The sequence below is a fragment of the Enterobacter sp. MGH119 genome (assembly GCF_001037675.1).
GTDB lineage: Bacteria > Pseudomonadota > Gammaproteobacteria > Enterobacterales > Enterobacteriaceae > Enterobacter > Enterobacter hormaechei_C.
In genome coordinates, this window is sequence record NZ_KQ089929.1 from 972,975 (window position 1) to 997,001 (window position 24,027).

Here is a 24,027-nt window from a genome sequence, read left to right on the forward strand (position 1 = left end):
ATAAATGCATTGATGTAAATCAATTATTCAACCTCATGGAACAATAAGTTCAATATTTCCAATTAAAGCAGTCATTTCTGCCAAATTAATGTGAATAAATAGTTAATTTTTACTGTGTGTCATGTATCTATGGCATTTATGAGTACACTAATTTAGTGGAATATTCTTAAGAAAAGTCTAATGGTAGATCTTTGATCTGGAAAGTTGATTTCAAATGGACATTTGCTCTAATATGGCTTTGTAAACAAACGTCACTCACTTAACATTTATTTCTTTTAAAGAAAGGGACTGCTATGGCCGATTCATTCCAGAATGAGGTGCCCAAGGCACGCATAAACTTAAAGCTGGCTCTGCATACAGGTGGCGCGCAAAAGAAAATCGAACTGCCACTTAAACTCCTCACCGTCGGTGATTTCAGTAATGGAAAAGAGAATCGCCCATTATCGGAAAGGGAGAAAATCAACGTCAATAAAAATAACTTCAACAGCGTACTTTCGGAATTTAACCCGGAAGTGAATCTGACGGTTCCTAACACAATGGCCGGGGATGGCTCGGAAGAAAGCATAAAACTGAATTTCTCCGATATTAAGGATTTCGAACCTGAACAGGTTGCCCGCCAGATCCCCCAGCTCCGCGCCATGCTGGCCATGCGTAATTTATTACGCGACCTCAAATCCAATCTCCTTGATAACGCTACTTTCAGAAAAGAACTCGAGAAAATTCTCAAAGACCCGGCGCTGTCTCAGGAATTACGCGACGAAATGAGTGCACTGGCCCCGAAATAAGCGGCATGTGTAATTTAATGGATTAACCGGGAATATGCTGATGTCTGTGAATACTGAAACCGCCTCCGCGCAGGGGCAGACCACCGTACTGGAAAAAGAGGGCGTTTACGCCTCCCTGTTTGAAAAAATCAACCTGACCCCGGCCTCCAGCCTGGGGGATATCAATGCGTTTCTGGATGACGCCGCGCTTTCTGACGCTCCGGCGGGTGAACGCCTGACGGCGGCAATGCAGGTGTTTATGGACTGCATCCGCAAATCCGGTCAGCCGGTGGAGAAGCTCGACAAAACGCTGATTGACCACCATATCGCTGAGCTGGATTTCCAGATCAGCCGTCAGCTGGATGCCGTAATGCATCACCAGGAGTTCCAGAAGGTGGAGTCCCTGTGGCGCGGCCTGAAGCAGCTGGTGGACAGCACCGACTACCGCCAGAATGTGAAAACCGAAATTCTGGATGTGTCGAAAGAAGATCTGCGTCAGGACTTTGAAGACGCGCCGGAACTTATTCAGAGCGGCCTCTACTGGCACACCTATACCGCCGAATACGACACCCCGGGCGGCGAGCCGATTGGTTCCGTGATTTCATCCTATGAATTTGACGCCAGCCCGCAGGATGTGGCGCTGCTACGCAACATCTCTAAAGTATCAGCTGCCGCACATATGCCGTTTATTGGCTCTGTCGGTCCGAAATTCTTCCTGAAAGACTCGATGGAAGAGGTCGCTGCAATTAAGGATATCGGCAACTACTTCGACCGCGCGGAATACATCAAGTGGAAATCCTTCCGCGACACCGACGACGCCCGCTACATCGGCCTCGTGATGCCGCGCGTGCTGGGGCGTCTGCCGTATGGCCCGGACACCGTACCGGTACGCAGCTTTAACTACGTTGAGCAGGTGAAAGGCCCGGATCACGAGAAATACCTGTGGACCAGCGCGTCGTTCTCCTTCGCGTCAAACATGGTGAAGAGCTTCATCAATAACGGCTGGTGCGTGCAGATCCGTGGCCCGCAGGCGGGCGGGGCGGTGAAAGATCTGCCTATTCATCTGTACGATCTGGGCACCGGCAACCAGGTGAAAATTCCGTCTGAGGTGATGATCCCGGAGACCCGCGAGTTTGAGTTTGCCAGCCTCGGCTTTATCCCGCTCTCGTATTACAAAAACCGCGACTATGCCTGCTTCTTCTCGGCGAACTCCGCGCAGAAACCGGCGTTGTACGACACCGCAGATGCCACGGCCAACAGCCGCATCAACGCCCGTCTGCCGTACATCTTCCTGCTGTCGCGTATTGCGCACTACCTGAAGCTCATCCAGCGCGAGAACATCGGCACCACCAAGGACCGCCGTCTGCTGGAACTGGAGCTGAATACCTGGGTGCGTAGTCTGGTGAAGGATGACTGATGCCAAAGGGACACAACACGCCATCGCTTTATGAAATGCTGAGCGGTAATTTCTCAGGTGGCCTGAACCTCAACCAGGTCAGCGAACAAAATCAGGTGATTTTATCAGTACTCGATAACATGCAGCGCATCCTCAACTGCCGCGCCGGTACGCTGGCTCACTTGCCGGACTACGGCCTGCCGGATATGACAAAAATCCTCCAGGGAATGCCCGGGACCGCCCACCAGTTGATTACCATACTGTCGGCCGTGTTGCTGAAATATGAGCCGCGCCTGAGCCGGGTTAACGTGGTGATGCAGGAACAGATGCAGCCCGGTGAACTCCGCTACGCCATTGATGCGGAGCTGAAGGGGGTGGGGCTGGTGCGCTACGGCACGGAATTTATGCCCGAGGGCAGGGTATTAATCCGTCATCTGAAACAACAGCAATACCTCGATGCACGAGCCGCCATCTAGTTATTACTCAGGTTAAAACAGTTATGACAATAAATTCTGAACGCCAACTTAAAACCGGCGGGGATCCGCGCACGCTTGCGGATTACGCTGCCTTGCGCGACGAAATGAACAAGCTCACCCATCCGGCACGCCCGGATGTTAACTGGCAACACGCGGAAACGCTCTGTCTGTCACTGTTCGAGCATAACGGTGTGGAGCTACAAACGGCCGCCTGGTATACGCTCGCCCGCACGCATCTTGCCGGCCTCTATGGTATGAATGAAGGGCTGGCGCTACTGGCTGCACTGGTCGTCCGTCAGTGGGGTAGCCTCTGGCCACAGCCTGTCCATGCGCGAGTTGAAATCCTCAGCGCACTGAGCAAACGCCTGCAACAGGTGGTGAGAACGCTGACGTTGACGTATGCCGATTTAGGACAGCTTTATCAGGCTGAGGAGAATCTGAACGCTCTGAGTGACATGTTGCAACGCCTCGAACTTAAGCATGCTGCTCAGCTTGATGCCCTGCGCTCGATGATGCAGAACGCAGCAGTGCGTCTGGAAAACAGCGAAAATACGGGCGTAAGTCTGCCGGGGAACGCGGTGGGGGCCGCGGAACTCCACCTCACAGAACCGACAGAGCGTTGTAAAAGGGTTTATGTGGTTCAGCCCGAGCCGTTGCTGAATAAAGAGCCTCCTGTATCCGTGAAGCAGTGGAAGCCATTTGCTGCGGGTATGTTGTCCATGCTGGTGGCTGCCAGTGTTGTCGCAGTGGCATGGCAGATGATGCATGCGCCAGATTCGGCGCAAATGCAGCTGGCCGCGTCCCTGGCTCCTATACCTGAAGGACTCTCTACAGCACAGTTGCAGGCGCTGCAACAAACGTCACCGCCACCTGAACCGGGGATCAGTAAGACACAGCAGATGTTAGCGCAGCTTTTACATCTGAAACCAGACTGGGCAGTAAGCTACGGCGACCGTCTGGTGCAGCAGGCGGTGACGCTGTGGCCTGAAGAGGCCAAATCCCTGGCGCAACAGTGGCACACGCAGATTAGCGTTGCCGGGCTTGCAGAGTCAGATCTGAATGGCTGGCATCAGGGGATGACGCAGTTACAGCAGTTGACGAACAGGCTGAACGCGCTGGATGAACAGAAGGGGAAGTACATGACGGTGAGTGAACTGAAATCAGCCGTGTTTGCCATGTCGCAGTCCTTCAGCCATACCGTTCCGCTTGAGGAGCAGCTTCGTCTGCTTTCTATTTTACCTGCCGGGCAACCCCTGTCAGCAGCGCAGCTAAACCAGACCGAACAGCATCTTCAGCAGTTGATTGCCAGCTATGCTCTGCTGAAGCACCAAAAAGAATAATGAGACTGGCGAAAAACACGGAGTTGACATGTCAGCAAGAGAGCGTTTTTTTAAGAAAGTGCAACAGAGTATCGGGGACAAACCGATCTATGTTAATACGGCTGAGGCCGAAGTCAGGGCGTTTTGTGAGCGGATGGAGGATCTTGCGCAACAAATCATTACATGGTTTGAAGGTTCTGGTATTGAAATATTTTTATCTAAAAAACATATCACCGATTTAAGTACGGTTGGCTACAGCCTTAGTAGCGGTATATGTCGTTATGCTATTACGACGATCATTTTGCAAAATGGGGATCGCAGCGTCACCATTATGCCAGAACAGGTGATCAGGGGGGCGGAGAAGGGGTGTGTGACGATGAGTATTACTGTCCCCGATAGTCTGTCGGGGGCGAGGATATTCCATTTAAGCATGGCGCCTGATGCAGGCTGGTATATTCGTCGCGGGCATCAAAGTGCAAAAGAGAATATCCTCATGACTGAGGACTGTTTTTTCCAGTCTATCGACTGTCTGGCCTGAACGTCAGCCACCCTAACGGGAGGGGCGTGCAATAACGTAGTTAATATATATTAACTACGTTAACTTATTAAGTACCACTAAACATCGGCACCCTACAGTATCTCTCCTTAAATATATAATAACCGTTATTGAAGGAGTATCAGTAACCAAACTACAAGCCAGATATTTACCGTAACACATGCTTTTTATCCGCCTTAAGTAAAACTGCACATATCAAACTGCAAAACAACAAACCAGCGACGTACGTGAGGACAAATTCGTATGGCAATGCTATAACCCTTAATGCCAACCAAAATATAATGCCCCAGGAAAACGTATGCTAAGAAATATTAGTGTCAGAACGTTCATTGTCTATTTCCTTTTATGTGTATTTTTGGTAAGTGATGGAGTTATAGCGCTATTTTCACGAAATTCTTCGCTTTTTATTGCAGTCATAATTGTACAATTCATCGCCTTATTTTTACTCTGGGCGTACATGACCAAATATCTTGTGACGCCGATCAATACTGTGAAAAAAAGTATTGAAGAAGTGACGTCAGGCAAACTTGGCGTGTCGATACCTGAATTTGGCAACAACTGTGCGGGACGTCTGATCCCGGGGATTAATAGTCTCTCCAGCAACATTGCAACGCTGGTCCGTGAGATCCGCGCCTCCTCGCAAACCGCGATGACCCTGTCAGATCAACTCTCTTCACGCAGCGCGCAGCTTTCCGTCAAAACAGAACAGCAGTCAGCTTCGCTGGTGCAAACGGCAGCCAGCATGGAAGAGATGGCTGCAAGTACAAAAAATAATGCCGACAATACCCGTTTAGCCAGCGAACAGGCGAATCTCGCGACGTTGCAGGCGCGTAAAGGCGGAGAGTTAATGGGGCAGGTCGCGAACAATATGCAGTCGATTACCGACTGCGCCCAGCAAATGACAGAGATTATCTCGCTGATTGACGGTATCGCTTTTCAGACCAATATTCTGGCGCTTAACGCCGCCGTTGAAGCGGCAAGAGCGGGCGACCATGGTAAAGGGTTTTCTGTGGTCGCGGGCGAAGTGAGAAGCCTTGCGCATCGTAGCGCCGAAGCGGCAAAAAATATTAAGTCATTGATTGAAGTTACCAGCCATAACGTGACACAGGGCGTTAACGTGGTCTCTGAAGCCGAAAAAAATATGCATGATATTGTTACCGGTTCGGGCAATGTGAGCAGACTGATGGATGAAATATCCGCCTCAACATCAGAACAGGAAAAAGGTATTTCACAAATTACGCAGGCATTGTCTGAGCTTGAACGCGTAACGCAGAGCAACGTGTCGATGGTTGAAGAACTCAATGGATCGTCAGATGTGCTGCGCAATCAGGTGATTGAGCTCCAGACACGAACACGTAATTTCCGTCTGGAAAATGAGCTCCAGGCTGACAATGCGTTAAGAAGCCGCGAATGGGCGGTGAATTCCTGAGCGTATTCAGGACGATGCCTCACATAATTATTGCTTAACCCTCGGCGAAAGCTAGACTGACACCGAAAGAGATAAAACGGTGGAGGCGCTGTGGAGAGCATCAAAGGGTCTGAGGTTAACGTACCTGACGCAGTTTTTGCATGGGTGTTTGATGGACGTGGCGGCGCAAGGCCGCTTGAAGATCAGGATCATATCGACAACGAACATCCATGCTGGCTGCACCTCAACTACACGCACCCGGACAGCGCCGAGTGGCTCGCGTCCACGCCGCTATTGCCCAACAACGTTCGGGATGCGCTGGCGGGAGAAAGTCTCAGACCCCGCGTCAGCCGGATGGGTGAGGGGACGTTAATTACGCTGCGTTGTATAAACGGCAGTACGGATGAGCGTCCGGATCAGCTGGTGGCCATGCGTGTTTATATGGATGAACGGCTGATTGTTTCCACCCGCCAGCGAAAAGTGCTGGCGCTGGATGACGTCATTAACGATCTGAAAGAGGGCACGGGACCAACGGATTGCGGCAGCTGGCTGGTGGATGTGTGTGATGCGTTGACCGATCATGCCAGCGAGTTTATAGAAGAACTTCACGATAAAATCATCGATCTGGAAGATAACCTGCTCGATCAGCAAATTCCCCCACGTGGTTTTCTGGCGTTGCTGCGTAAGCAGCTCATCGTGATGCGCCGCTATATGACTCCCCAGCGCGACGTTTATGCGCGGCTGGCCAGCGAACGCATGAGCTGGATGAACGACGATCAGCGCCGCAGAATGCAGGATATCGCTGACCGGCTCGGACGTGGTCTGGACGAGATTGACTCATGTATTGCCAGAACGGCAGTCATGGCGGATGAGATAGCCCAGGTGATGCAGGAGTCGTTAGCCAGAAGAACGTACACCATGTCGCTGATGGCGATGGTCTTTTTACCGAGTACCTTCCTGACGGGGTTGTTTGGCGTAAACCTCGGAGGGATCCCCGGCGGTGAATATCACTATGGCTTCACCACGTTTTGCGTCATGTTAGTGGTTTTGATTGGGGGTGTTGCATGGTGGTTGCATCGTAGTAAATGGCTGTAAATTTACGCTTTTCTGAGGCAGAGTCGGCTTCAAAACGACATTTTAATTGAGCGAAGTCAATAAACTCCGACCATGTTAGGTGCAATATTACTCCCGCAGGTGAATGCAACGTCAAGCGATGGGCGTTGCGCTCCATATTGTCTTACTTCCTTTTTTTGAATTACTGCATAGCACAATTGATTCGTACGACGCCGACTTCATAGTCGGCTTTTTTTTGCCTCCTGATTATCTGCGTCTACCCTTTAGGGGTCAGCACCCTAATCTGGAGGAAAAGATGAGTATGCTACTTGCCCTGCAACGCCTGAACACCTGGCAGTCCGATCCGGTGCCCACCGATCCGACGCCGATACCCGATCCTGTCCCACGTCCGCAGCCGATGCCGGATCCGCCGCCCGATGAAGAACCGATTAAATTGTCGCATCGTTAGCGCAGATCTGCGAGGATACGCGCCATCTGACTGCAATCATTACCACGAGAGTATATTGTGACCGCTTTTTCCACGCTGAACGTTCTGCCTGAAGCCCAACTGGCTAACCTGAATGAGTTGGGCTACCTCACTATGACCCCTGTCCAGGCCGCCGCGCTGCCGGCTATCCTTGAAGGCCGTGACGTGCGCGTGCAGGCGAAAACCGGCAGTGGAAAAACGGCTGCATTCGGGCTAGGCCTGTTACAACACATTGATGCAACCCTGTTTCAGACTCAGTCCCTGATACTCTGCCCGACGCGCGAGCTGGCCGACCAGGTCGCGGGTGAGCTGCGTCGTCTGGCGCGTTTTTTGCCTAACACTAAAATTTTAACGCTCTGCGGCGGGCAACCGTTTGGTGCGCAGCGCGATTCCCTTCAGCACGCGCCGCATATCATTGTGGCAACGCCGGGCCGTCTGCTCGATCACCTGCAAAAAGGCACCGTTTCACTCGATGCACTGCAAACGCTGGTGATGGATGAAGCTGACCGCATGCTGGATATGGGCTTCAGCGATGCGATTGACGAAGTGATCCGCTTTGCGCCAGCCACGCGTCAGACGCTGCTCTTTTCTGCCACCTGGCCTGAGGCGATTGCGGCGATCAGCGGGCGCGTGCAGAAGAACCCGCTGACCATTGAAATCGATACTGTCGATGCGTTGCCGGCGATTGAGCAGCAGTTCTTCGAGACATCGCAGCAGGGCAAAATTCCACTGCTACAAAAATTGCTGAGCCAACACCAGCCAGCGTCCTGCGTGGTGTTCTGTAATACCAAAAAAGACTGTCAGGCGGTGTGCGATGCCCTGAATGATGCCGGGCAGAGCGCATTATCGCTGCATGGCGATCTGGAACAGCGCGATCGCGATCAGACGCTGGTGCGTTTCGCTAACGGCAGCGCTCGCGTGCTGGTTGCAACGGATGTGGCGGCCCGTGGCCTGGATATTAAATCGCTTGAGCTGGTGGTGAATTTCGAACTGGCATGGGATCCGGAAGTGCATGTCCACCGCATCGGGCGTACTGCGCGTGCGGGTAACAGTGGTCTCGCCATCAGCTTCTGCGCACCTGAAGAGGCGCAGCGCGCTAATATTCTTGCGGAAATGCTGCAACTGAAACTCAACTGGGTGAATGCCCCAGGTAATATCAGCATCGCTCCGCTGGCGGCGGAAATGACCACCCTGTGCATCGACGGCGGTAAAAAGGCCAAAATGCGTCCCGGTGACGTTCTGGGGGCGTTAACAGGGGATATCGGTCTCGATGGGGCAGATATTGGCAAGATCACGGTCCATCCTGCGCATGTCTACGTAGCGGTTCGCCAGTCGGTTGCGCATAAGGCCTGGAAACAATTGCAGGGCGGGAAGATTAAAGGGAAGACCTGCCGCGTTCGACTGCTGAAGTAAGCTTAAAACGCGTCTCAGAAACGATATCTGAGACGCTGCCAGGTTACTTGACTTCTACCACGTTCAGGCGCAGTTCATCGAATTGCGCATCCTCTTCCTCTGGCTGCCAGCCAGCAGGCTGCATCGGGATCTCTTCGCGATCAAACGCCAGATCCCCGCCATTCACCACCTCTGAACCGTGGTTAATCCCTTTGAAATCGAACAGTTCAACGTCGGCGAGGTGCGAAGGCACCACGTTCTGCATGGCGCTAATCATCTTCTGCAGATGTGGACCTGGCGCCTGGTTGGCGACGATAATGAAAGAAGGGCTTCCCTGGCGGCGCCCATCAGTGTGCTCGTTACGCAGCTCCGCAAACCGCGCGAGAGCGCCAAACACATCGCTGGGAATGATGGGTTTCAGGCGGGTTTTAACCTGAACATATATGCGCTCCTGCCTGGAGTTGAGCTCAATATCCTCATCTAGCTCAACGTTGACCTTCGCCAGGTGCCTGCTGAGGTAGCCTGGGTACCGTTACAGGCAGAAACTGCTGTTCAGCAGCGTCTTACTGCCGCCCAGACCCGAGCGGTCACCGCGAACGGGCAGGTACTGGTGATTGGAAACAGCTACGACACTCGCGGGCGCCAGCAGATGGCCAGCCAGACCCCGGGTGCGACGACCGTCGAAGCTGTCGATTTGGTTGACCTTACCGACTTTGGTGCAGGGTTTAACCTGGAGGCTTCGGATGCGTTGACGCGCCTGGTGCAGTTTGCCGCAGGCGTCATGACCCAAGTTGGCCCCGCAGCGTTGCTGCCCCGGCTGGAAACGCTACGAAGAGGAAGAGCCCGCAATCCGCCGACGGTCGCAGAAGCAGCGTTAGTGGCATTTGCAGAGAGACCAGGTTTTACGCTGGCCGCAGAGGCGCTGCGCCTTCTGACTCGTCAGGACAATGCGCGAGTCTATCGGCCAGAGATTTTGCGCTGTTGTTTGCGCGCCCTGCAGTCGGCTGCTGCCGGAGGCTGCACTTTTGCAGACGCCACGGTAAACGAGCGCGAACGCAATCGCCACGAGAGTCGACCGTTGACCCGGCGTGTAATCGGCAGCACATTGTTGCTAAAGGGACTGGAAGGGGAGGTGGCAGTCATCACATCCCCGGAAGAGATGGATGCACGACACCTCTATGTCGCTATGACGCGGGGATCTTCGCGGCTGGTTGTGTGCTCGCTAACTCCCATATTGGCGGCCCGCTAACACCTAAGAACAAACCCACCACATTTAACATAATATACATTATGCGCACTAATATTAATTAAGAACAAATCCAGCCGTTTTGGGCCCATCCTTGTTCTGCTCATTCAGCGAATTATGCCCATAGATTCTATGCCATCAACGTTCATAACTGTCGTTACAGTCTTGCGTGTTCTCTACGGCAGTCACCTGCACATCCTGAAAGCGCAACCCATCCACACCGGAAATTTTCCCAAACTCTGTCGCGTCAATAAAAATCCCCTCCAGCGTTAACCCGGCCACAGGACGCTCCGGATACCCCGCAATGAAAAATGCCCGCGAGAAATATTTGTTGTCTGAGCGACGCGCCGTCATATTTTTAATCGTCAGTCCGCTGACCTCAGTTAGACCGGCTTCGCCCTCAACACCTTCAGCCAGCTTGCGCCAGTGTTCTGGTTTATCAGATAAATTGCTCTGGTCGCCATAGCTGTACTGCGGAAACCAGTTCAGCTGGATCAGCACCGGAAAACGTACGTCCGTAAGACGTAAATTTTGGACGGTGATATCACGGATAAACCCGCCACGGTTGCGGGCCGACTTAATGCGAAACCCGACGCCCGTTCCGTTAAACGCGTTATCTTCTATCAGGACGCGTTCAATGCCACCTGAAGTTTCACTCCCCAGCGTGATCCCGGATCCCTTATTCAGCGTACATCCTCGAATCACTATATCCCGCGCGGTACGTGCTTTTTGCGCCGCTTCGCGTCCTCGTCCAGATTTGATGCAAATATTGTCGTCATTGCAGGACACAATGCAGCGTTCAATCCGCGCCTGTTCGCAGGAGTCGACGTCAATCCCGTCGGTGCTCGGCCCCGCAGAATTGCTGATTTGCACACCCTCAACCGCGATACGGCGCGAATAACAGAGGTGTATGTTCCAGAATCCGGACTCCCGACTGGTAAAATCACGCAGCAGAATGTTCTGGCTTTCAAAGACCAGGATATTGCGCGGGCGCTGACAGTCGTAATCAACCACCCAGCGCAATCCTCTGGCGCTGTAATCGCCAACCATGCCGCCGCGTTCGTCATCGCCCCAGAAGCGTTGCCACCAGATGACACCCTGCCCGTCTATCGTACCTGTACCGGTAATGCTGACGTTTTCACAATCGATGATATTAATAATCCCTGCCGGCCAGCGCATATCAATGCCGGCCACCCGGGTGTTTATCAGGGGATAATCAGCCAGATCCTGGCTTCCAACGAGCTGTGCGCCAGCATCCAGGCGAAGCGAAACACCGCTTTTCAGAAACAGTGCGCCGGTCAGAAAACGGCCTTGCGGAATAACAATGACATCGTTCTCTTGAGCACTGTTTATGGCCTGCTGAATGGCAGACGTTGACAGGCGTTGCGCGGTTGGGTCCGCGCCACACGCCAGAATGGAGATCGCTTTCATGGCTTGTCCTTAAACAGATGAAAGCCTTAGTCTAGAAATCCGCGTGAAGGATAACCTTTGTCTGTTTGACAGCATGGCGGTCAGGCTGGCAAAAAAGCGGATATTTACTGGCTTGCGATCACCGTAACGCCCTTTTCTTTCATGGCGCTCACCCAGCGTTCATCCGTTGTGTTTTCAACAACCAGCGTATTCACCAGCGACAGGTCGCCAATCACGAACGCCGAGGCCGTGTTGATCTTTTCCGGTGACGCCAGTACCACCGTTTCCGCCGCTCTGCCGGAAAATGCACGTTTGATGCACGCTTCTTCATAATCTCCGGTGGTCAGCCCGGCCTCAGGATGCACGCCGGTGACACCCATAAAAAACAGATCCGCATGAATATTATTGATGCCTTCAATTGCGGCCGCGCCGACCGTGACGATGGAGTGTTTATACAAACGACCACCGATCAGGATCACCTCTATGCTCGGATGGCCGACCAGACCCAATGCGATACCCGGGCTGTGCGTCACCACGGTTATCCGTAAATCGGGTGGCAAGAATGTAATAAGTTCGGTGGTGGTCGTCCCGCCATCAATGATCACCACCTGCCCCGGTGAAATGAGCTGCGCGCCTCGCCGTGCCACGCGTTTTTTTGCATCCATTTTGACGGACTGACGCTCGGCAAAAGGCGCAATCGCTGAAGATGCTGGCAGTGCACCGCCGTGAACACGCTGCAAACGCCCTTCTGCCGCCAGTTCACGTAAATCCCGGCGGATAGTGTCCTCAGACACCGAGAAAAAGAGGCTGAGCGCAGTTGACTGGACCTGGCCTTCCGCCTCCAGTTTTTCCAGAATCAACTGTTTACGCTGGCTTGTAAGCATGATTTATTCCTGATGTTGCACGATATATCTTGTATTTGCGCGATAGTGCTGTTTATGATGCTTACTCTACGAGAGGAGAGCCAAACGTGCAATCAAAACGTGCAGATATACGCATCATCAACAGCGAAACGTTGTCCGACAACTGGTATAACCTGAAAAAATACACTTTTGACTTCCAGCGCAGCGATGGCGACTGGCAGCGGCAAGAGCGTGAAGTGTATGACCGGGGGAATGGCGCGACGATCCTGCTCTATAATCGCGACAGCAAAACCGTCATTCTGACGCGTCAGTTCCGTTTCCCGGTGTTTATCAATGGTCACGAAGAGGATCTCATTGAGGCGGCCGCCGGGTTGCTCGATAACCTTGACCCGGAAAGCCGGATTAAGGCCGAAGCGGAAGAAGAAACCGGGTTTAAGGTGACGCGCGTAGAGAAAATTTTTGAGGCCTATATGAGCCCGGGCTCGGTTACCGAGAAACTCTACTTCTATCTGGCGGAATATCATCCGCAGGATCGGACCAGCGCGGGCGGCGGCGTTAAAGCTGAGGGGGAAGATATCGACGTGCTGGAAATGACGCTGGACGACGCGCTTCGGGGCATTGAAAATGGGCAGATCGTCGACGGAAAAACCATCATGCTGCTCTATCACCTGGCCCTCAAAGGCATTTTATAATCTCACCATTAGCCAGATACCTGCCCCGGCGCAGGTATTTGCCTGTGCTATTCTTGCTGAACACCTCAACATGGAGATGCGAAAATGGCCGACTGGGATCCCTCTCTTTATCTACAGTACAGCGCAGAACGCACACGTCCCGCCGCTGAGTTACTGGCCCGGGTGCCGCTTGCTGACATAACCTCAGCCGTGGATTTGGGCTGCGGGCCAGGCAACAGCACCGCGCTGCTGAAACAGCGCTGGCCTTCTGCGCAGATCGCCGGCGTGGATAACTCCCCGGCCATGCTGGAGGAAGCCCGACAGGCCCTGCCAGACTGCCACTTTGTTGAGGCGGATATCCGGCACTACAAACCTGACCAGCCGCTCAGCCTGATCTACGCCAACGCCTCATTGCAATGGATCCCGGACCATTACCACCTTCTGCCACACCTGGTTTCACTGCTCCAGTTAAACGGCGTGCTGGCGGTGCAAATGCCTGACAACTGGCTTGAGCCGACGCACGCCCTGATGCGTGAAGTTGCCTGGGAACAGGGCTACCCCGATCGTGGCCGCGAGCCATTGCCGGGTATCCATGCCTACTACGATATTCTGACGGAAGCGGGATGTGACGTGGATATCTGGCGCACCACCTACTTCCATCAGATGAGCTCTCATCAGGCGATTATTGACTGGGTCAGCGCGACGGGGTTACGGCCGTGGTTACAGGAACTCAACGAAAGCGAGCAGAAAAACTATCTGAAACGCTACCTTGAGCTGCTGGAAGAGCAGTATCCACTCCAGGAGAACGGGCAGATACTGCTGGCTTTTCCGCGCCTGTTTATGGTGGCTCAGCGGGTTCCGTAAGCCGGATCAGGAACGCGCTTCCTTGAGCAACTGCTGAATCACGGCCTCCTGCTTGTCGTAGTTACCTTCGCCAAACGCGGTGTAACGCAGTAGCCCTTTCGCATCGAAATAGTAATGCGCTGGCCAGTACTGATTTCCGAACGCGCTCCAGATTTTGTAGTTATTATCCGTCACTACGCGGTACGGCAGCTGCCATTTATTGACCGCGTTTTTCACCGATGATAACGGCTTTTCCCAGGGGTATTCCGGGGTATGGACGCCAATCACCACCAGACCTTGTGACTCATATTTCTTCGCCCAGTCTCGAACATGCGGAAGGGTATGCTGGCAGTTGATACAGTCCCAGGTCCAGAAATCGATAAGCACAACTTTCCCCCGCAAGGCCTCAGACGTGACAGGGTCACCGTTTATCCAGCCCGTACCGCCGCTTAATGATGGTAGCTGGCTGCTCGGCGTTGCGTCAGCGACTGGTTGCAGTTTCACCTGCGTGGAGGATGGTTGCGCAAGGCTCAACAGAGCGTTTTCCAGCTGGTCGGCAATACCGTTGGCACCTTTCAGGGCAGAGGTCATCCCGCTGGCGTTGAACGCAACGGCAGCTAACATCATCACTCCCGCTCCCTGACGCAAACGCGCCATCAATGCGGATTTGGCTCTCAGAGGGGCTATCAGCTTACGGCCCCCCGCGACAAGCAGCCCCAGCATCAACGCGCATCCACTGCCGTAAGCGGCTAACAGCGCTCCGGTTGCGATGGCCGAGTGGCCCGCAATATTAATGCTGAAGATCGCCCCGAGAATCGGTCCGGCACAGGGGGACCACATAAGTCCAACGGCCAGCCCTGCCAGAAAAGCCGAAACCAGGCCGTGTCGCTGAACGCTGTGGGTGTTGAGAACGTTTCCCGCACTGACCGCCGGACGGGCAATGCGCTGAGCAAACTGCGGGAAGATCAGAGCCAGGGCAGCAATGCTCAGTATCAGCAGCGCAATCCAGCGACCGATAACGGTGGCGTCAGCGATCCACTCGCTGGCAACCGTTACTACCATCGCCACCAACGTGAACATCACAATCATTCCCGCCAGAAGCGCCAGAATGTGTTTGCGCTGCCCCTGAAAGCTAGCGAACAGCAGAGGAATGACGGGAAGCGTGCACGGACTGAGCAGGCTAATCATGCCGCCCAAAAAAGCGATTATCAGAAACATAACGACCTCACGATACGGTTGCTGCGAAGGTGCAGTGAGGTTATTTGACCGTACGAATGTGTTCAGGCCGTGTGCGAAAAGCTGAATTTTGTCTGCCTGCGTATCGGCATGGGGTGCAGATACACAGGCGTACAATTAACCGCGCGGAAGAGTCACGCTTACGGCCAACCCGCCCTCTGCCCGGTTTGCAATATGCAATTTCCCGTCAAGCTGGGCGGTGAGCTGCGCGGCAATGGCGAGGCCTAACCCGGTGCCGCCCGTTTCGCGGTTGCGCGACGTTTCAACCCGGTAGAACGGCTGTAACACCGCCTCCAGTTCTGCCTCCGGGATGCCGGGGCCGTTATCCATAATACGGATCGCTACCTGCCTTTCATCTTCATCAATCTCTATAACCGCGCTATCGCCAAACTTGAGCGCATTATCCAGCAGATTGGTCATTACCCTGCGCAATGCCTGTGGACGAGTAACGATCGGCAGACGCGCATTGCGTGCATGAAACTGCACGTTTTTACCAATGTCCTGATAATCACTGGCGATGCTGTTAACCCACGCGTTCAGCTCCAGCTTCAGCGTGGTCTCTTCCAGTGATTCTGATGACCGGGCATAGGCAATCCCCTCCCGTACCAGGCGCGACATATTATCCAGGTCGCTCAGCAGCTTATCGCGGAGTTCGGGCTGATCTGCCATTTCGATCCGCAGCTTCATGCGCGTGATGGGCGTCTGGAGATCGTGAGAAATGGACGCCAGAATCTGCGCGCGTTCACGCAGATACGTTTGTATCCGCGACTGCATCTCATTAAAAGCGTGTGCAGCCTGGCGCACTTCAACCGGTCCTTTTTCAGTCATCGGTGAATGGGCCGCAGGATCGAGGGAATCAACCGCACGCGTGAATTGCAGGAAAGGCCGGACAACCTGGCGTACGGCAATCCAGGAGCAGAGCGCGACAAGTAACAGCTGAAGAACTAGCACCACGGGTAACCAGCTGGCGACAGGCGGCATGCGCGGGATCAGATCGATAGTGAGCGGTGCGCCGTCGCGGAGCGTCAGATGGGCCTGAATATGGGAGATCGGCCCTGGCACCGCCGTAAACTGGAGCGGATATTGGGCTGAAAGCGTCTCTTTCAGGGTGCGAATTGCATCCCGCGAGCGCTTGTCCGTTGGTGCGGCGCCTGCCTCGCCGGGGCCAAGGATATAACGATAATTACCGCGACTGAGCCGTTCCAGCCACTCTGGCCGCTCTTTGGCCGGAAGCCGGTCGAGAATGGCCACGCTGGTCGCCACGTCATTCTCAAGATTGCCCAGCATAACCGTGCGCGCGCTGTGCATTCGCTCAACCATGACCAGCGTCAGGCTGAGCGCGTTAGCCAGTAAGAGTCCAAGCAGCACAATGATCAGCAGCCGGGCCAGTAAGGTGCGGGGCCATAGTGTCATTCATTGGCCTCGACGATGGTCACCGGCATGGTAAAAACGTAGCCTTCGCTGCGAACGGTTTTAATGTAGGCCGGCGTGCGGGCATCTTCATTCAGGCGCTGTCGCACGCGGCTCACCAGGAGATCAATCGAACGCTCAAACAGCTCGGCATCACGTCCCTGCGTCAGGTTCAGCAGCTGATCGCGGGTCAGCACCCGTTGAGGATGATCGAGGAATACGCGCAAAAGGCGATATTCCGCCCCGCTGAGCGCCACAACCATCCCCTCGTTATCAATCAGATGACGCGCCACGGTATCCAGTTGCCATTCACCGAACACCACCAGGCGCCCTGCCTCGGTCACCTGAAGATTAGGCGGCATAGTACGAAAACGACGCAGGATAGCTTTGATACGCGCCAGCAGTTCGCGGGCCACAAACGGTTTCACCACATAATCGTCGGCGCCCATCTCCAGTCCCAGGATCCGGTCCGTGTCCTCGTTGCGCGCGGTGAGCATCAGGATCGGCAGATCCTTATGCCTGCTGCTGCGCAGCTGTCGACACAGCGTCAGGCCATCATCGCCGGGCATCATCACGTCCAGCACCACCAGGTCGATATGCTGTTTGTCGAGCACTACGCGCATCTCTTTCCCGTTCGCCGCGCCAGAGGCGTGGTAACCGGATTTCACGAGGTAATCGACAATCAGTTCACGAATATCCCTGTCGTCATCGACGACAAGGATGTGATCAATATGCTCCACCGCAGGCTCCTGATTAAGAGGTAACGGATTGAAAATAGCACATATCAGAGCTTATCCGCGTCGACAACGGCTTTAACAAAGTCCTGCGGATCTTCCTGCGGCGGGTTGTGGCCAACCGTTGCGCCGAAAGTACGGTGCTCATATTTTCCGGTGAATTTCCCTGCATAGGCTGCGGGTACAGGATGTGGTGCTCCGTTGTTACCGCCCTCGATGGTGATGGTCGGCACCGTAATATTCGGCAGCGTAGCCAGCTTTTGTTCGTAGGCGTCATATTTCTGCTCACCCTTCTCCAGCCCCAGACGCCAGCGGTAATTACTGAGCGTGACGGCAACGTGGTCCGGGTTATCGAGGGATTTGGCGCTGGCATTGAAGGTGGCATCGCTGAATTTCCAGTCAGGCGAAGCCTGGGACCAAATCAACCGGGCAAAATCGTGCGTATTTTTAGCATAGCCCTCCGCCCCGCGCGGCGTGGCGAAATAGAACTGATACCACCACTGAACCTCTGCCTTCGGCGGTAAAGGCTGTTTGCCAATCGCCTGGCTGCTGATCAGGTAGCCACTTACCGAGACCAGCGATTTCACCCGTTCCGGCCAGAGCGCTGCAACGATATCTGCCGTACGCGCCCCCCAGTCATAACCGGCAAACACCGCCTGTTTGATATTCAGGGCGTCCATCAGGTTGACGATGTCTTTTGCCATTGCCGAAGGCTGGCCGTTTCGCGGCGTTTTATCAGAAATAAAGCGTGTGGTGCCGTACCCGCGCAGGGACGGCACAATGACACGATACCCCTTCGCGGCCAGCGCGGGGGCCACTTCTTCATAACTGTGAATGTCGTACGGCCAGCCATGTAGCAGGATCACCGGTTGCCCCTCTTTTGGCCCGATATCGATGTAACCGACGTTCAAATCGCCAGCGTTAATCTGTTTAACCTGGTTAAAGGCCGACGCGTAATCCTTACCCGTCGCTTCTGCCTGACAGGACATCACGGTGCCAAGTGATACGGTCAGGGCGACGGCTGAGTATGCGAGTTTATTAAACATGATGTTATCTCCGGGTAAGTTCAGTTGACGGAGATATAACACCATGCGTTTGTATAGGAGATGTGTGCGGATGCGGTTTTATTGCATACCTGTGTATGTATCACAGAGGCAGATACAGTGTGATACAAACCCAGGTATTAAACGACTAAAGCGAGATTCGGTACCGGACGTAATCGTCGGCTTCACCATAGTGATCATACAGCTTACGCGCAGGATTATTCATGCGGGTTACCCAGTAGAGTTTTGACCACCCTTCCCGCTTGCCTTCATCGATCAGGGCGTCGATAAGCGCTTTACCCGCCCCTGCGCCACGTTCGGCAGCGTCAACAAACAGATCTTCCAGATAGCAAACGGGCGCGGTTGACCAGGTCCCTTCATGCAGGACGCACATGGCGAAGCCGATGACGCGGCCGTCCTTCTCCACGACACGGCAAAACAGAGATGATGAATCTGCGAGCGCCCTGTCCCAGGTGGCCGCGGTAACGGACTCGTCAAGGTAGCACTCATAAAAATGGGTATAGCCATCCCACAGCGGTCGCCATTGTGGGTAATCATCTGTGCATAAAGGACGTACGGTTAGCGTCATCTGTTCTGACCTTACAAATCAATTGCCATTTCAATACAGCGTAAATGCGCGTCGGCCATACGCGAGTAATGCGTATTTTCACCCAGCATGGCAAAACCCACTAGATTTTGCAGCCATGGCGAATCGCTTCGTTACGGACGTGCCAGAGTGTTTCGGCTTCTTCGGGCCTGGCTTTTCTCAGCATCATATAACCCCTTTTATGGATAAACCTGAATAACAAAAGCACGACCAAATAGAATGTGATATTGATGAAAATACCAGAACCCAAACAAAAGCATAACGCTTAATTATGGAGATCAGCGGATGACCATACCCACGCTTACCACCGAGCGCCTGATATTACGCCCCCTGATTGCAGAAGATGCCGTCCAGATCCAGCAACACTATCCGCGCTGGGAGATTGTCCGCTATATGGTGGCTTCAGTCCCCTGGCCCTACCCGGAAAACGGTGCAGAAAATTATGTCAACAACGTTGCACTGCCCGATATGGCCAAAGGGATTGCGTGGTTCTGGACGATTCGCCGTCGCGAAGCGCCTGACGAACTGATGGGGTTGATTTGCCTGTATGACGTGGAGGACAACAATCGGGGCTTCTGGCTCGCGCCGGAATTTCAGGGCCAGGGATATATGCGCGAGGCGAGTATTGCGGCCACGGATTACTGGTTCAATACGCTCAATAAACCGGTGTTGCGCGCGCCGAAAGCGGCTGCAAACAGCCGCTCCCGATGTATTTCAGACAGCAGCGGCATGCGGCTCATCAGGACGGAGAAGAAAGCCTATGTCAGCGGCCTGCTGGATTCGGAGCTGTGGGAAATCACCCGCGACGAGTGGAATGCCCGTCAGGTCAGCTGATAATGCTTATCCGGCATCAGTCTTTCAGGTATGTTCTCTTCATCGTTCATCTGCAACAGATCGCGCTCCATCATGTTGCAGATGGCGTCCAGCGGCAGATCGTTATCTTCCGTTCCAAACGGATCTTCCAGCTCTTCCGCCAGCGTGTCCAGCGAGATAAAGGTGTAGGAAATCAGTGCAGAGACAAAGGGCGTCATGTAATGCAGGTCAACGACCAGCGCAAACGGCAGCATGATGCAGAACAGATACACCGTCCGGTGCAGGATCAGCGTATAGGCAAACGGGACTGGCGTATTGGCGATACGCTCACAGCCAGCCAGCACGATGGACATATCATTCAGGCGGTTGTTGAGGCTGTGAAACAGAATGTCTGAAAGGTGCCCGCTACGCCGCCGCACGGCCAGCCACTCCCCCATGATCAGCAGGATACGGTTCGCCGGCGAGTTGGCGTCCATCACTTTGCGTAAATCGTCTGGAGCCAGATAGCGGGACAGCTGATCGGCATTGGTTTCTCTGCGTAGAGTCATTCGCAGACAGTTAGCAAACGCGATTTGCAGGCGGACAAACTCTCCAAGATGTTTATCATCCGGCAAGGTGTTTTTTACCTCGCGAAACAGCGAGCGCGCCGCTATCATCAACTGCCCCCAAAGCAGACGCGCCTCAACGTAGCGCGAATAACAGGCGTTATTGCGAAACCCCAGGAAGATGGCGATAGCCACACCCAGAATGCTGAACGGCGCGACGGTAAACCGGATACCCAGCGAGGTGTACCACGGCAGCATGACAATCACGGCGATGGAAAGCAGGAAGTTAAGCAGCAGTCGGGTATAAATTTTGGGAAGTACCGAACCATGCCAGACAAAAATCAGTTGCAGCCAGTGCTGTTGAGGACGAACAATCATAATCAGCTTCAGAAAAGTAAAGAGCGCGGCTATTAAACGTGATCCCCCTCACGGTTGCAAGCATGTTAATAGTTCATTGCATTTTCTGACCTGTTAAGCTTGAACCGCACGGTGCCGCAAGTGCGTTCTAAAAAAAGAATGGATAGTATGTTGTAACTAAATAGGGTCTTTAAAAAACCCGGCAAACGCCGGGCATTATGATTAGCAGAGCGGTTTCACCGCATCGCGCATGCCTTTGCTTAAAATCGCATCCAGATCCAGCGCAACCTGGTCTACCAGTCCGTTAACCAGAGTGAGATCCTGTTCCCAGTGTTCGCTCACGCTTAACACCGATGATACCAGTTCACGGGTAGTGACCTGTTTGTCGTGATGTTGCGTCCACAGCTGCTGGTAACGTTCAAGCCAGTGCGCATCGTCCTGCACCGGATAGCGCTCACCGTTGCGCTCGGCACGGTAAAATGCAATCAGCGCCGCCAGAGCAAAGGTCAGACGTGCTGGCAATTTGCCGGTCGCCTTCTGCCCTGCCAGCAGTTGCGGCAGAATACGGGTGCGGTACTTGGTCATCCCGTTCAGTGCAATCGACAGCAACTGATGCTTAATATACGGATTACGGAAACGCCCCGTTACGGCACTGGCGAAGGAGTGCAGCTCGTCGCGCGGCAGATCCAGGACGGGAATAATTTCCTCATAAATAGCCTTCTCTACGAACGCGCAAATTTCCGCGTCGTTCATGGCTTCCCCTACCGTATCCAGGCCGGCCTGAAAAGCGACCGGAACCAGCGCCGTGTGCGCACCGTTGAGGATCGCCACCTTACGCTCTTTATACGGTTTAATATCGTCAACAATCAGGACGTTAAGCGAGTATTTATCCAGGCGCAGTTCAGCTGCAAGTGATTTCGGCCCCTGAATAACAAACAGATAGAAATGTTCCGCCGTGTCGAGGAAGCTGTCGTGATAGTCCAGCCCGGCTTCCAGCTCTGCCACCTCATCACGCGGATAGCCGGTAACAATGCGGTCAACCAGCGTCGAACAGAAAGTGTTAGCATCATTCAGCCACGCAATGAATGCCGCCGGCAGCGCCCACTCCTGTGCATAGCGCAGCACCAGTTCACGCAGGGCATCGCCGTTGTAGTCGATGAGTTCGCAAGGAATGATAATCCAGCCTTTATCCGCTGCCCCGTTAAAGTGGGTAAAGCGCTCGAACAGCAGACGCGTCAGTTTGGCCGGATAGCTGACAGCTGGCGCATCGTCAAACTTATCCCCCGCGTGATAGCTGATGCCCGCCTCCGTGGTATTGGAGAAGACAAACCGTATGTCCGGGTTATGGGCGAGCGCCAGAAATTCATCGTACTGGCTGTAGACGCTGATTTCACGATTTACGGAACGAATAAGACGCGCATCGCTTACCGCTTCTCCCTGCTCATTCAGACCACGAATAATTGTGGTATACAGACCATCCTGGGTACTCAGCGACGGCGGAAAATCGCTCTGGATCGGCCGCACAATCACCACACCGGCATTGAGATCGGTATGCTCGTTTAAGAGGTCGATTTGCCAGTCAACGAACGCGCGCAGGAAGTTACCTTCGCCAAACTGGATGATACGTTCAGGGTAGCACGCACCGGGGAAATCACGACGGTTGAGAGTGTTCACAATGGAGATCCTTTATGATTAGTCATACAGCCTGATAAGATTGGTGTGATAACTTATCAAAACTTCAGGACCAGAACCCCTGTCTGGATCAACTCAGGACGCGATGGTGAAAAATATCAAAGAAATTTATAGAACATCGAGGTCGCCGTCATGTCCCCGTTCGGCATCAGGGCGTAGCGTGGGATCTCCCCCGCCTTTTGCCAGCCCGCTCTCTGATAAAACGTCTCCGCGCCGCTGCCGGTTGAGGTATCAAGCACCAGCACCGTAAGCGCTTTTTCACGCGCAACCGCCTCCAGGGATTCCATCAGCGCCATTGCCGCCCCTTTACGGCGCGCCTTCCCATGAACCAGCAGTTTCGCGACATCTGCACGGTGCGGCTGGTTTTCAGGCTGATCGGTGATCAGCTGGACCGTGCCAACCAGCCCCTGCTCCGCATCAAAACAGCCCAGGACGGTACGCTCGTCGCGCCCGATGCTGTCTGCGACGCCGAGCCAAAAGGTTCGGGCTTTCCCGGCAGAAAAAGGCAGCATAAAGCTGACGGAGGCGCCGCCGTTGACACAGTTGACGAGAATATCGTTCAGGGCATCAATGTGGGTGAGGATGTCCTGTCGGGAGAGAGGTTTAATCAGCATGGGAGAGTTCATTGCGCGTCCTTAGGTTGAATCTCTCCACTTTGCTATTAACATTTTTGTAACGCAATAAGCGATGACATAGGATTTCGTTATGTCATTTTTCGCCGTGGTGTTGCCGCTTCATGGCGTACATTTGCGCATCCGCGTGTTTTAACCATGCCTGAATATCGTTGCGGTGATGATCGAACTCGCTCAGCCCCCAGGAGAACTGTAACGACCAGGGATGCAGCTGACGCGCGTTATACTTTTCCGTTTGTTCGACGAGATACTGCATGGCGATCCAGGCGCCAGGCTCATCGGTATCCGCAAACAGCACCGCGAACTCATCTCCCCCGAAACGTACCAGCAGATCGGCCTCGCGGAACGAGGAACGCATCAGGGCGGCCATCGCTTTCAGAGCTTTGTCACCCTCCTGATGTCCGAAGCGATCGTTAATGGTTTTGAAATGGTCCAGATCCAGCCAGCCAAGGGTTAACGGTTCTGCCCGACGCTGCGAAACCGACAGTGCAAACTGCGCAAACTGGTTAAACCCGCTACGGTTAAACAATCCCGTGAGTTCATCGGTCGTGGCGGCGCTAACGGCTGCAAATTCATCCTCCGCCAGCGCGCTGAGATCGGCCAGTACGGCGGCATCCGCAGCGGTAAACTCACGCGGTGCGTAATCAATGAGACACAACGATCCTACGCACGCCCCGTCGCGTAAACGCAGCGGGAAACCGGCATAAAAGCGCACGCCCGGATCTCCCGCCACCTGCGGATTATCCGCGAAGCGTTCGTCCAGGAGCGTGTCACTCACCACCAGCGGCGCGTCACCCAGGATCGTATGACCGCAAAACGAGAGGTCGCGAGGCTGGCTGGCGAGTGACCGGCCGTCAGCAGATTTCACGATCGCGGCGTGGTCATCCACCAGCGTAATCATCGCCAGCGGCACCCTGAAAAAGCGTGTTGCCAGCCGCGTAAGACGATCAAACGCGGGATAATTGTCGATCTCAAGCAGACCGGATTCGCGCAGCGCATTCATGCGCTCCGCTTCATTAACGGGAATTTGAGGTGCCTTCATAACGTCTCCTGACGCTGAGCATTAGTAAAAGC

At 54.0% G+C, this 24,027-nt stretch carries 23 protein-coding genes and 2 pseudogenes; 12 read left to right on the plus strand and 13 right to left on the minus strand.

What is annotated here, in order from left to right; translation table 11 throughout:
- The first annotated feature begins 293 nt into the window (after positions 1–293).
- The 9 genes and pseudogenes from tssB to dbpA all read left to right on the plus strand — a co-directional run bounded on the left by tssB (position 294) and on the right by dbpA (position 8,872).
- A complete protein-coding gene (gene tssB / locus SK53_RS04550; protein ID WP_003856899.1) occupies positions 294–785 on the plus strand; it encodes a type VI secretion system contractile sheath small subunit in 492 nt (163 codons plus the stop codon).
- A 34-nt stretch (positions 786–819) separates the two neighbouring features.
- Positions 820–2,175, plus strand: a pseudogene (gene tssC / locus SK53_RS04555) (type VI secretion system contractile sheath large subunit); the annotation flags it as partial.
- 5 nt (positions 2,176–2,180) lie between these two features.
- Positions 2,181–2,636 (plus strand): type VI secretion system baseplate subunit TssE, encoded by a 456-nt coding sequence (gene tssE, locus SK53_RS04560; protein WP_048208617.1) that lies wholly within the window; start codon positions 2,181–2,183, stop codon positions 2,634–2,636.
- Between the two features lie 23 nt (positions 2,637–2,659).
- Positions 2,660–3,976, plus strand: a complete 1,317-nt coding sequence (locus SK53_RS04565) for a VasL domain-containing protein (RefSeq protein WP_048208619.1) — start codon at positions 2,660–2,662, stop codon at positions 3,974–3,976.
- A 28-nt stretch (positions 3,977–4,004) separates the two neighbouring features.
- Positions 4,005–4,493, plus strand: a complete 489-nt coding sequence (locus SK53_RS04570; protein ID WP_048208621.1) for a hypothetical protein — start codon at positions 4,005–4,007, stop codon at positions 4,491–4,493.
- Positions 4,494–4,809: 316 nt separating this feature from the next.
- Positions 4,810–5,940, plus strand: coding sequence for a methyl-accepting chemotaxis protein (locus tag SK53_RS04575; RefSeq protein ID WP_022651306.1), 1,131 nt, complete (start codon positions 4,810–4,812; stop codon positions 5,938–5,940).
- 90 nt (positions 5,941–6,030) lie between these two features.
- Positions 6,031–7,014, plus strand: a complete 984-nt coding sequence (gene zntB / locus SK53_RS04580; protein ID WP_023314230.1) for a zinc transporter ZntB — start codon at positions 6,031–6,033, stop codon at positions 7,012–7,014.
- A 280-nt stretch (positions 7,015–7,294) separates the two neighbouring features.
- On the plus strand, positions 7,295–7,441 hold the full coding sequence (locus tag SK53_RS23505) for a proline-rich small protein YnaL (RefSeq protein ID WP_275427718.1): 147 nt from the start codon (positions 7,295–7,297) through the stop codon (positions 7,439–7,441).
- Between the two features lie 57 nt (positions 7,442–7,498).
- Positions 7,499–8,872: an ATP-dependent RNA helicase DbpA gene (gene dbpA / locus SK53_RS04585; protein ID WP_048208623.1), complete on the plus strand. Its 1,374-nt coding sequence runs from the start codon at positions 7,499–7,501 to the stop codon at positions 8,870–8,872.
- Between the two features lie 43 nt (positions 8,873–8,915).
- Here dbpA and SK53_RS04590 read toward each other — a convergent pair.
- The 4 genes and pseudogenes from SK53_RS04590 to SK53_RS04610 all read right to left on the minus strand — a co-directional run.
- Positions 8,916–9,128 (minus strand): annotated as a pseudogene (locus tag SK53_RS04590) (tRNA 2-thiocytidine(32) synthetase TtcA); the annotation flags it as partial.
- Positions 9,129–9,383: 255 nt separating this feature from the next.
- Positions 9,384–9,641, minus strand: a complete 258-nt coding sequence (locus SK53_RS23510; protein ID WP_154816365.1) for a hypothetical protein — start codon at positions 9,639–9,641, stop codon at positions 9,384–9,386.
- A gap of 594 nt (positions 9,642–10,235) precedes the next feature.
- Positions 10,236–11,528, minus strand: coding sequence for a glycoside hydrolase family 28 protein (locus tag SK53_RS04605; RefSeq protein ID WP_048208628.1), 1,293 nt, complete (start codon positions 11,526–11,528; stop codon positions 10,236–10,238).
- 104 nt (positions 11,529–11,632) lie between these two features.
- Complete coding sequence (locus SK53_RS04610; protein ID WP_048208630.1) at positions 11,633–12,391, minus strand: DeoR/GlpR family DNA-binding transcription regulator; 759 nt, start codon at positions 12,389–12,391, stop codon at positions 11,633–11,635.
- Between the two features lie 86 nt (positions 12,392–12,477).
- On the opposite strand from SK53_RS04610, the gene SK53_RS04615 reads away from it, so the two are divergent.
- Both SK53_RS04615 and tam read left to right on the plus strand, forming a co-directional pair.
- Positions 12,478–13,062, plus strand: coding sequence for an NUDIX hydrolase (locus SK53_RS04615; RefSeq protein ID WP_023324657.1), 585 nt, complete (start codon positions 12,478–12,480; stop codon positions 13,060–13,062).
- A gap of 84 nt (positions 13,063–13,146) precedes the next feature.
- Positions 13,147–13,905: a trans-aconitate 2-methyltransferase gene (gene tam / locus SK53_RS04620; RefSeq protein WP_023314159.1), complete on the plus strand. Its 759-nt coding sequence runs from the start codon at positions 13,147–13,149 to the stop codon at positions 13,903–13,905.
- 6 nt (positions 13,906–13,911) lie between these two features.
- On the opposite strand, the gene SK53_RS04625 is transcribed toward tam, so the two are convergent.
- The 5 genes from SK53_RS04625 to SK53_RS04645 all read right to left on the minus strand — a co-directional run bounded on the left by SK53_RS04625 (position 13,912) and on the right by SK53_RS04645 (position 18,896).
- A complete protein-coding gene (locus SK53_RS04625; protein ID WP_048208632.1) occupies positions 13,912–15,102 on the minus strand; it encodes a cytochrome c biogenesis protein/redoxin in 1,191 nt (396 codons plus the stop codon).
- Between the two features lie 135 nt (positions 15,103–15,237).
- Entirely contained in the window at positions 15,238–16,533 is a 1,296-nt protein-coding gene (locus SK53_RS04630; RefSeq protein WP_023324654.1) for an ATP-binding protein, read from the minus strand.
- Complete coding sequence (locus tag SK53_RS04635) at positions 16,530–17,270, minus strand: response regulator (RefSeq protein WP_022651194.1); 741 nt, start codon at positions 17,268–17,270, stop codon at positions 16,530–16,532. Before SK53_RS04635 ends, SK53_RS04630 begins: the two co-directional genes overlap by 4 nt.
- 44 nt (positions 17,271–17,314) lie before the next feature.
- Entirely contained in the window at positions 17,315–18,310 is a 996-nt protein-coding gene (locus SK53_RS04640; RefSeq protein ID WP_045333041.1) for an alpha/beta fold hydrolase, read from the minus strand.
- 145 nt (positions 18,311–18,455) lie between these two features.
- A complete protein-coding gene (locus tag SK53_RS04645; RefSeq protein ID WP_003857152.1) occupies positions 18,456–18,896 on the minus strand; it encodes a GNAT family N-acetyltransferase in 441 nt (146 codons plus the stop codon).
- Positions 18,897–19,199: 303 nt separating this feature from the next.
- Here SK53_RS04645 and SK53_RS04650 point away from each other — a divergent pair, with 303 nt between their 5' ends.
- The gene (locus tag SK53_RS04650) at positions 19,200–19,748 is read left to right on the plus strand and encodes a GNAT family N-acetyltransferase (protein WP_023314155.1); all 549 of its coding nucleotides are present in this window, start codon (positions 19,200–19,202) and stop codon (positions 19,746–19,748) included.
- Here the strand turns inward: SK53_RS04650 and SK53_RS04655 are convergent.
- The 4 genes from SK53_RS04655 to SK53_RS04670 form a co-directional block, all read right to left on the minus strand.
- Complete coding sequence (locus SK53_RS04655; protein ID WP_003857155.1) at positions 19,736–20,650, minus strand: bestrophin family protein; 915 nt, start codon at positions 20,648–20,650, stop codon at positions 19,736–19,738. The two genes, SK53_RS04650 and SK53_RS04655, sit on opposite strands and share 13 nt — an antisense overlap.
- Before the next feature lie 201 nt (positions 20,651–20,851).
- Positions 20,852–22,303 carry a tagaturonate reductase gene (locus tag SK53_RS04660; RefSeq protein ID WP_048208636.1) on the minus strand — a complete coding sequence of 484 codons (1,452 nt, stop codon included), beginning with the start codon at positions 22,301–22,303 and terminating at the stop codon, positions 20,852–20,854.
- 116 nt (positions 22,304–22,419) lie between these two features.
- Positions 22,420–22,947, minus strand: a complete 528-nt coding sequence (locus SK53_RS04665; RefSeq protein ID WP_048208638.1) for a GNAT family N-acetyltransferase — start codon at positions 22,945–22,947, stop codon at positions 22,420–22,422.
- Between the two features lie 82 nt (positions 22,948–23,029).
- Entirely contained in the window at positions 23,030–23,995 is a 966-nt protein-coding gene (locus SK53_RS04670) for a sensor domain-containing diguanylate cyclase (protein ID WP_048208639.1), read from the minus strand.
- Positions 23,996–24,027 lie beyond the last annotated feature (32 nt).

Excerpts from the sequence above, each read along its gene's own strand:
- SK53_RS04640 (WP_045333041.1), bottom strand. The coding sequence starts at position 18,310 with ATGTTTAATAAACTCGCATACTCAGCCGTCGCCCTGACCGTATCACTT.
- SK53_RS04670 (WP_048208639.1), bottom strand. The coding sequence starts at position 23,995 with ATGAAGGCACCTCAAATTCCCGTTAATGAAGCGGAGCGCATGAATGCG.
- SK53_RS04645 (WP_003857152.1), bottom strand. The coding sequence starts at position 18,896 with ATGACGCTAACCGTACGTCCTTTATGCACAGATGATTACCCACAATGG.
- SK53_RS04605 (WP_048208628.1), bottom strand. The coding sequence starts at position 11,528 with ATGAAAGCGATCTCCATTCTGGCGTGTGGCGCGGACCCAACCGCGCAA.
- SK53_RS04610 (WP_048208630.1), bottom strand. The coding sequence starts at position 12,391 with ATGCTTACAAGCCAGCGTAAACAGTTGATTCTGGAAAAACTGGAGGCG.
- SK53_RS04655 (WP_003857155.1), bottom strand. The coding sequence starts at position 20,650 with ATGATTGTTCGTCCTCAACAGCACTGGCTGCAACTGATTTTTGTCTGG.
- SK53_RS04625 (WP_048208632.1), bottom strand. The coding sequence starts at position 15,102 with ATGTTTCTGATAATCGCTTTTTTGGGCGGCATGATTAGCCTGCTCAGT.
- SK53_RS04575 (WP_022651306.1), top strand. The coding sequence starts at position 4,810 with ATGCTAAGAAATATTAGTGTCAGAACGTTCATTGTCTATTTCCTTTTA.
- SK53_RS23505 (WP_275427718.1), top strand. The coding sequence starts at position 7,295 with ATGCTACTTGCCCTGCAACGCCTGAACACCTGGCAGTCCGATCCGGTG.
- SK53_RS04630 (WP_023324654.1), bottom strand. The coding sequence starts at position 16,533 with ATGACACTATGGCCCCGCACCTTACTGGCCCGGCTGCTGATCATTGTG.
- tssB (WP_003856899.1), top strand. The coding sequence starts at position 294 with ATGGCCGATTCATTCCAGAATGAGGTGCCCAAGGCACGCATAAACTTA.
- SK53_RS04565 (WP_048208619.1), top strand. The coding sequence starts at position 2,660 with ATGACAATAAATTCTGAACGCCAACTTAAAACCGGCGGGGATCCGCGC.
- tam (WP_023314159.1), top strand. The coding sequence starts at position 13,147 with ATGGCCGACTGGGATCCCTCTCTTTATCTACAGTACAGCGCAGAACGC.
- SK53_RS04665 (WP_048208638.1), bottom strand. The coding sequence starts at position 22,947 with ATGAACTCTCCCATGCTGATTAAACCTCTCTCCCGACAGGACATCCTC.
- SK53_RS04570 (WP_048208621.1), top strand. The coding sequence starts at position 4,005 with ATGTCAGCAAGAGAGCGTTTTTTTAAGAAAGTGCAACAGAGTATCGGG.
- tssE (WP_048208617.1), top strand. The coding sequence starts at position 2,181 with ATGCCAAAGGGACACAACACGCCATCGCTTTATGAAATGCTGAGCGGT.
- SK53_RS04650 (WP_023314155.1), top strand. The coding sequence starts at position 19,200 with ATGACCATACCCACGCTTACCACCGAGCGCCTGATATTACGCCCCCTG.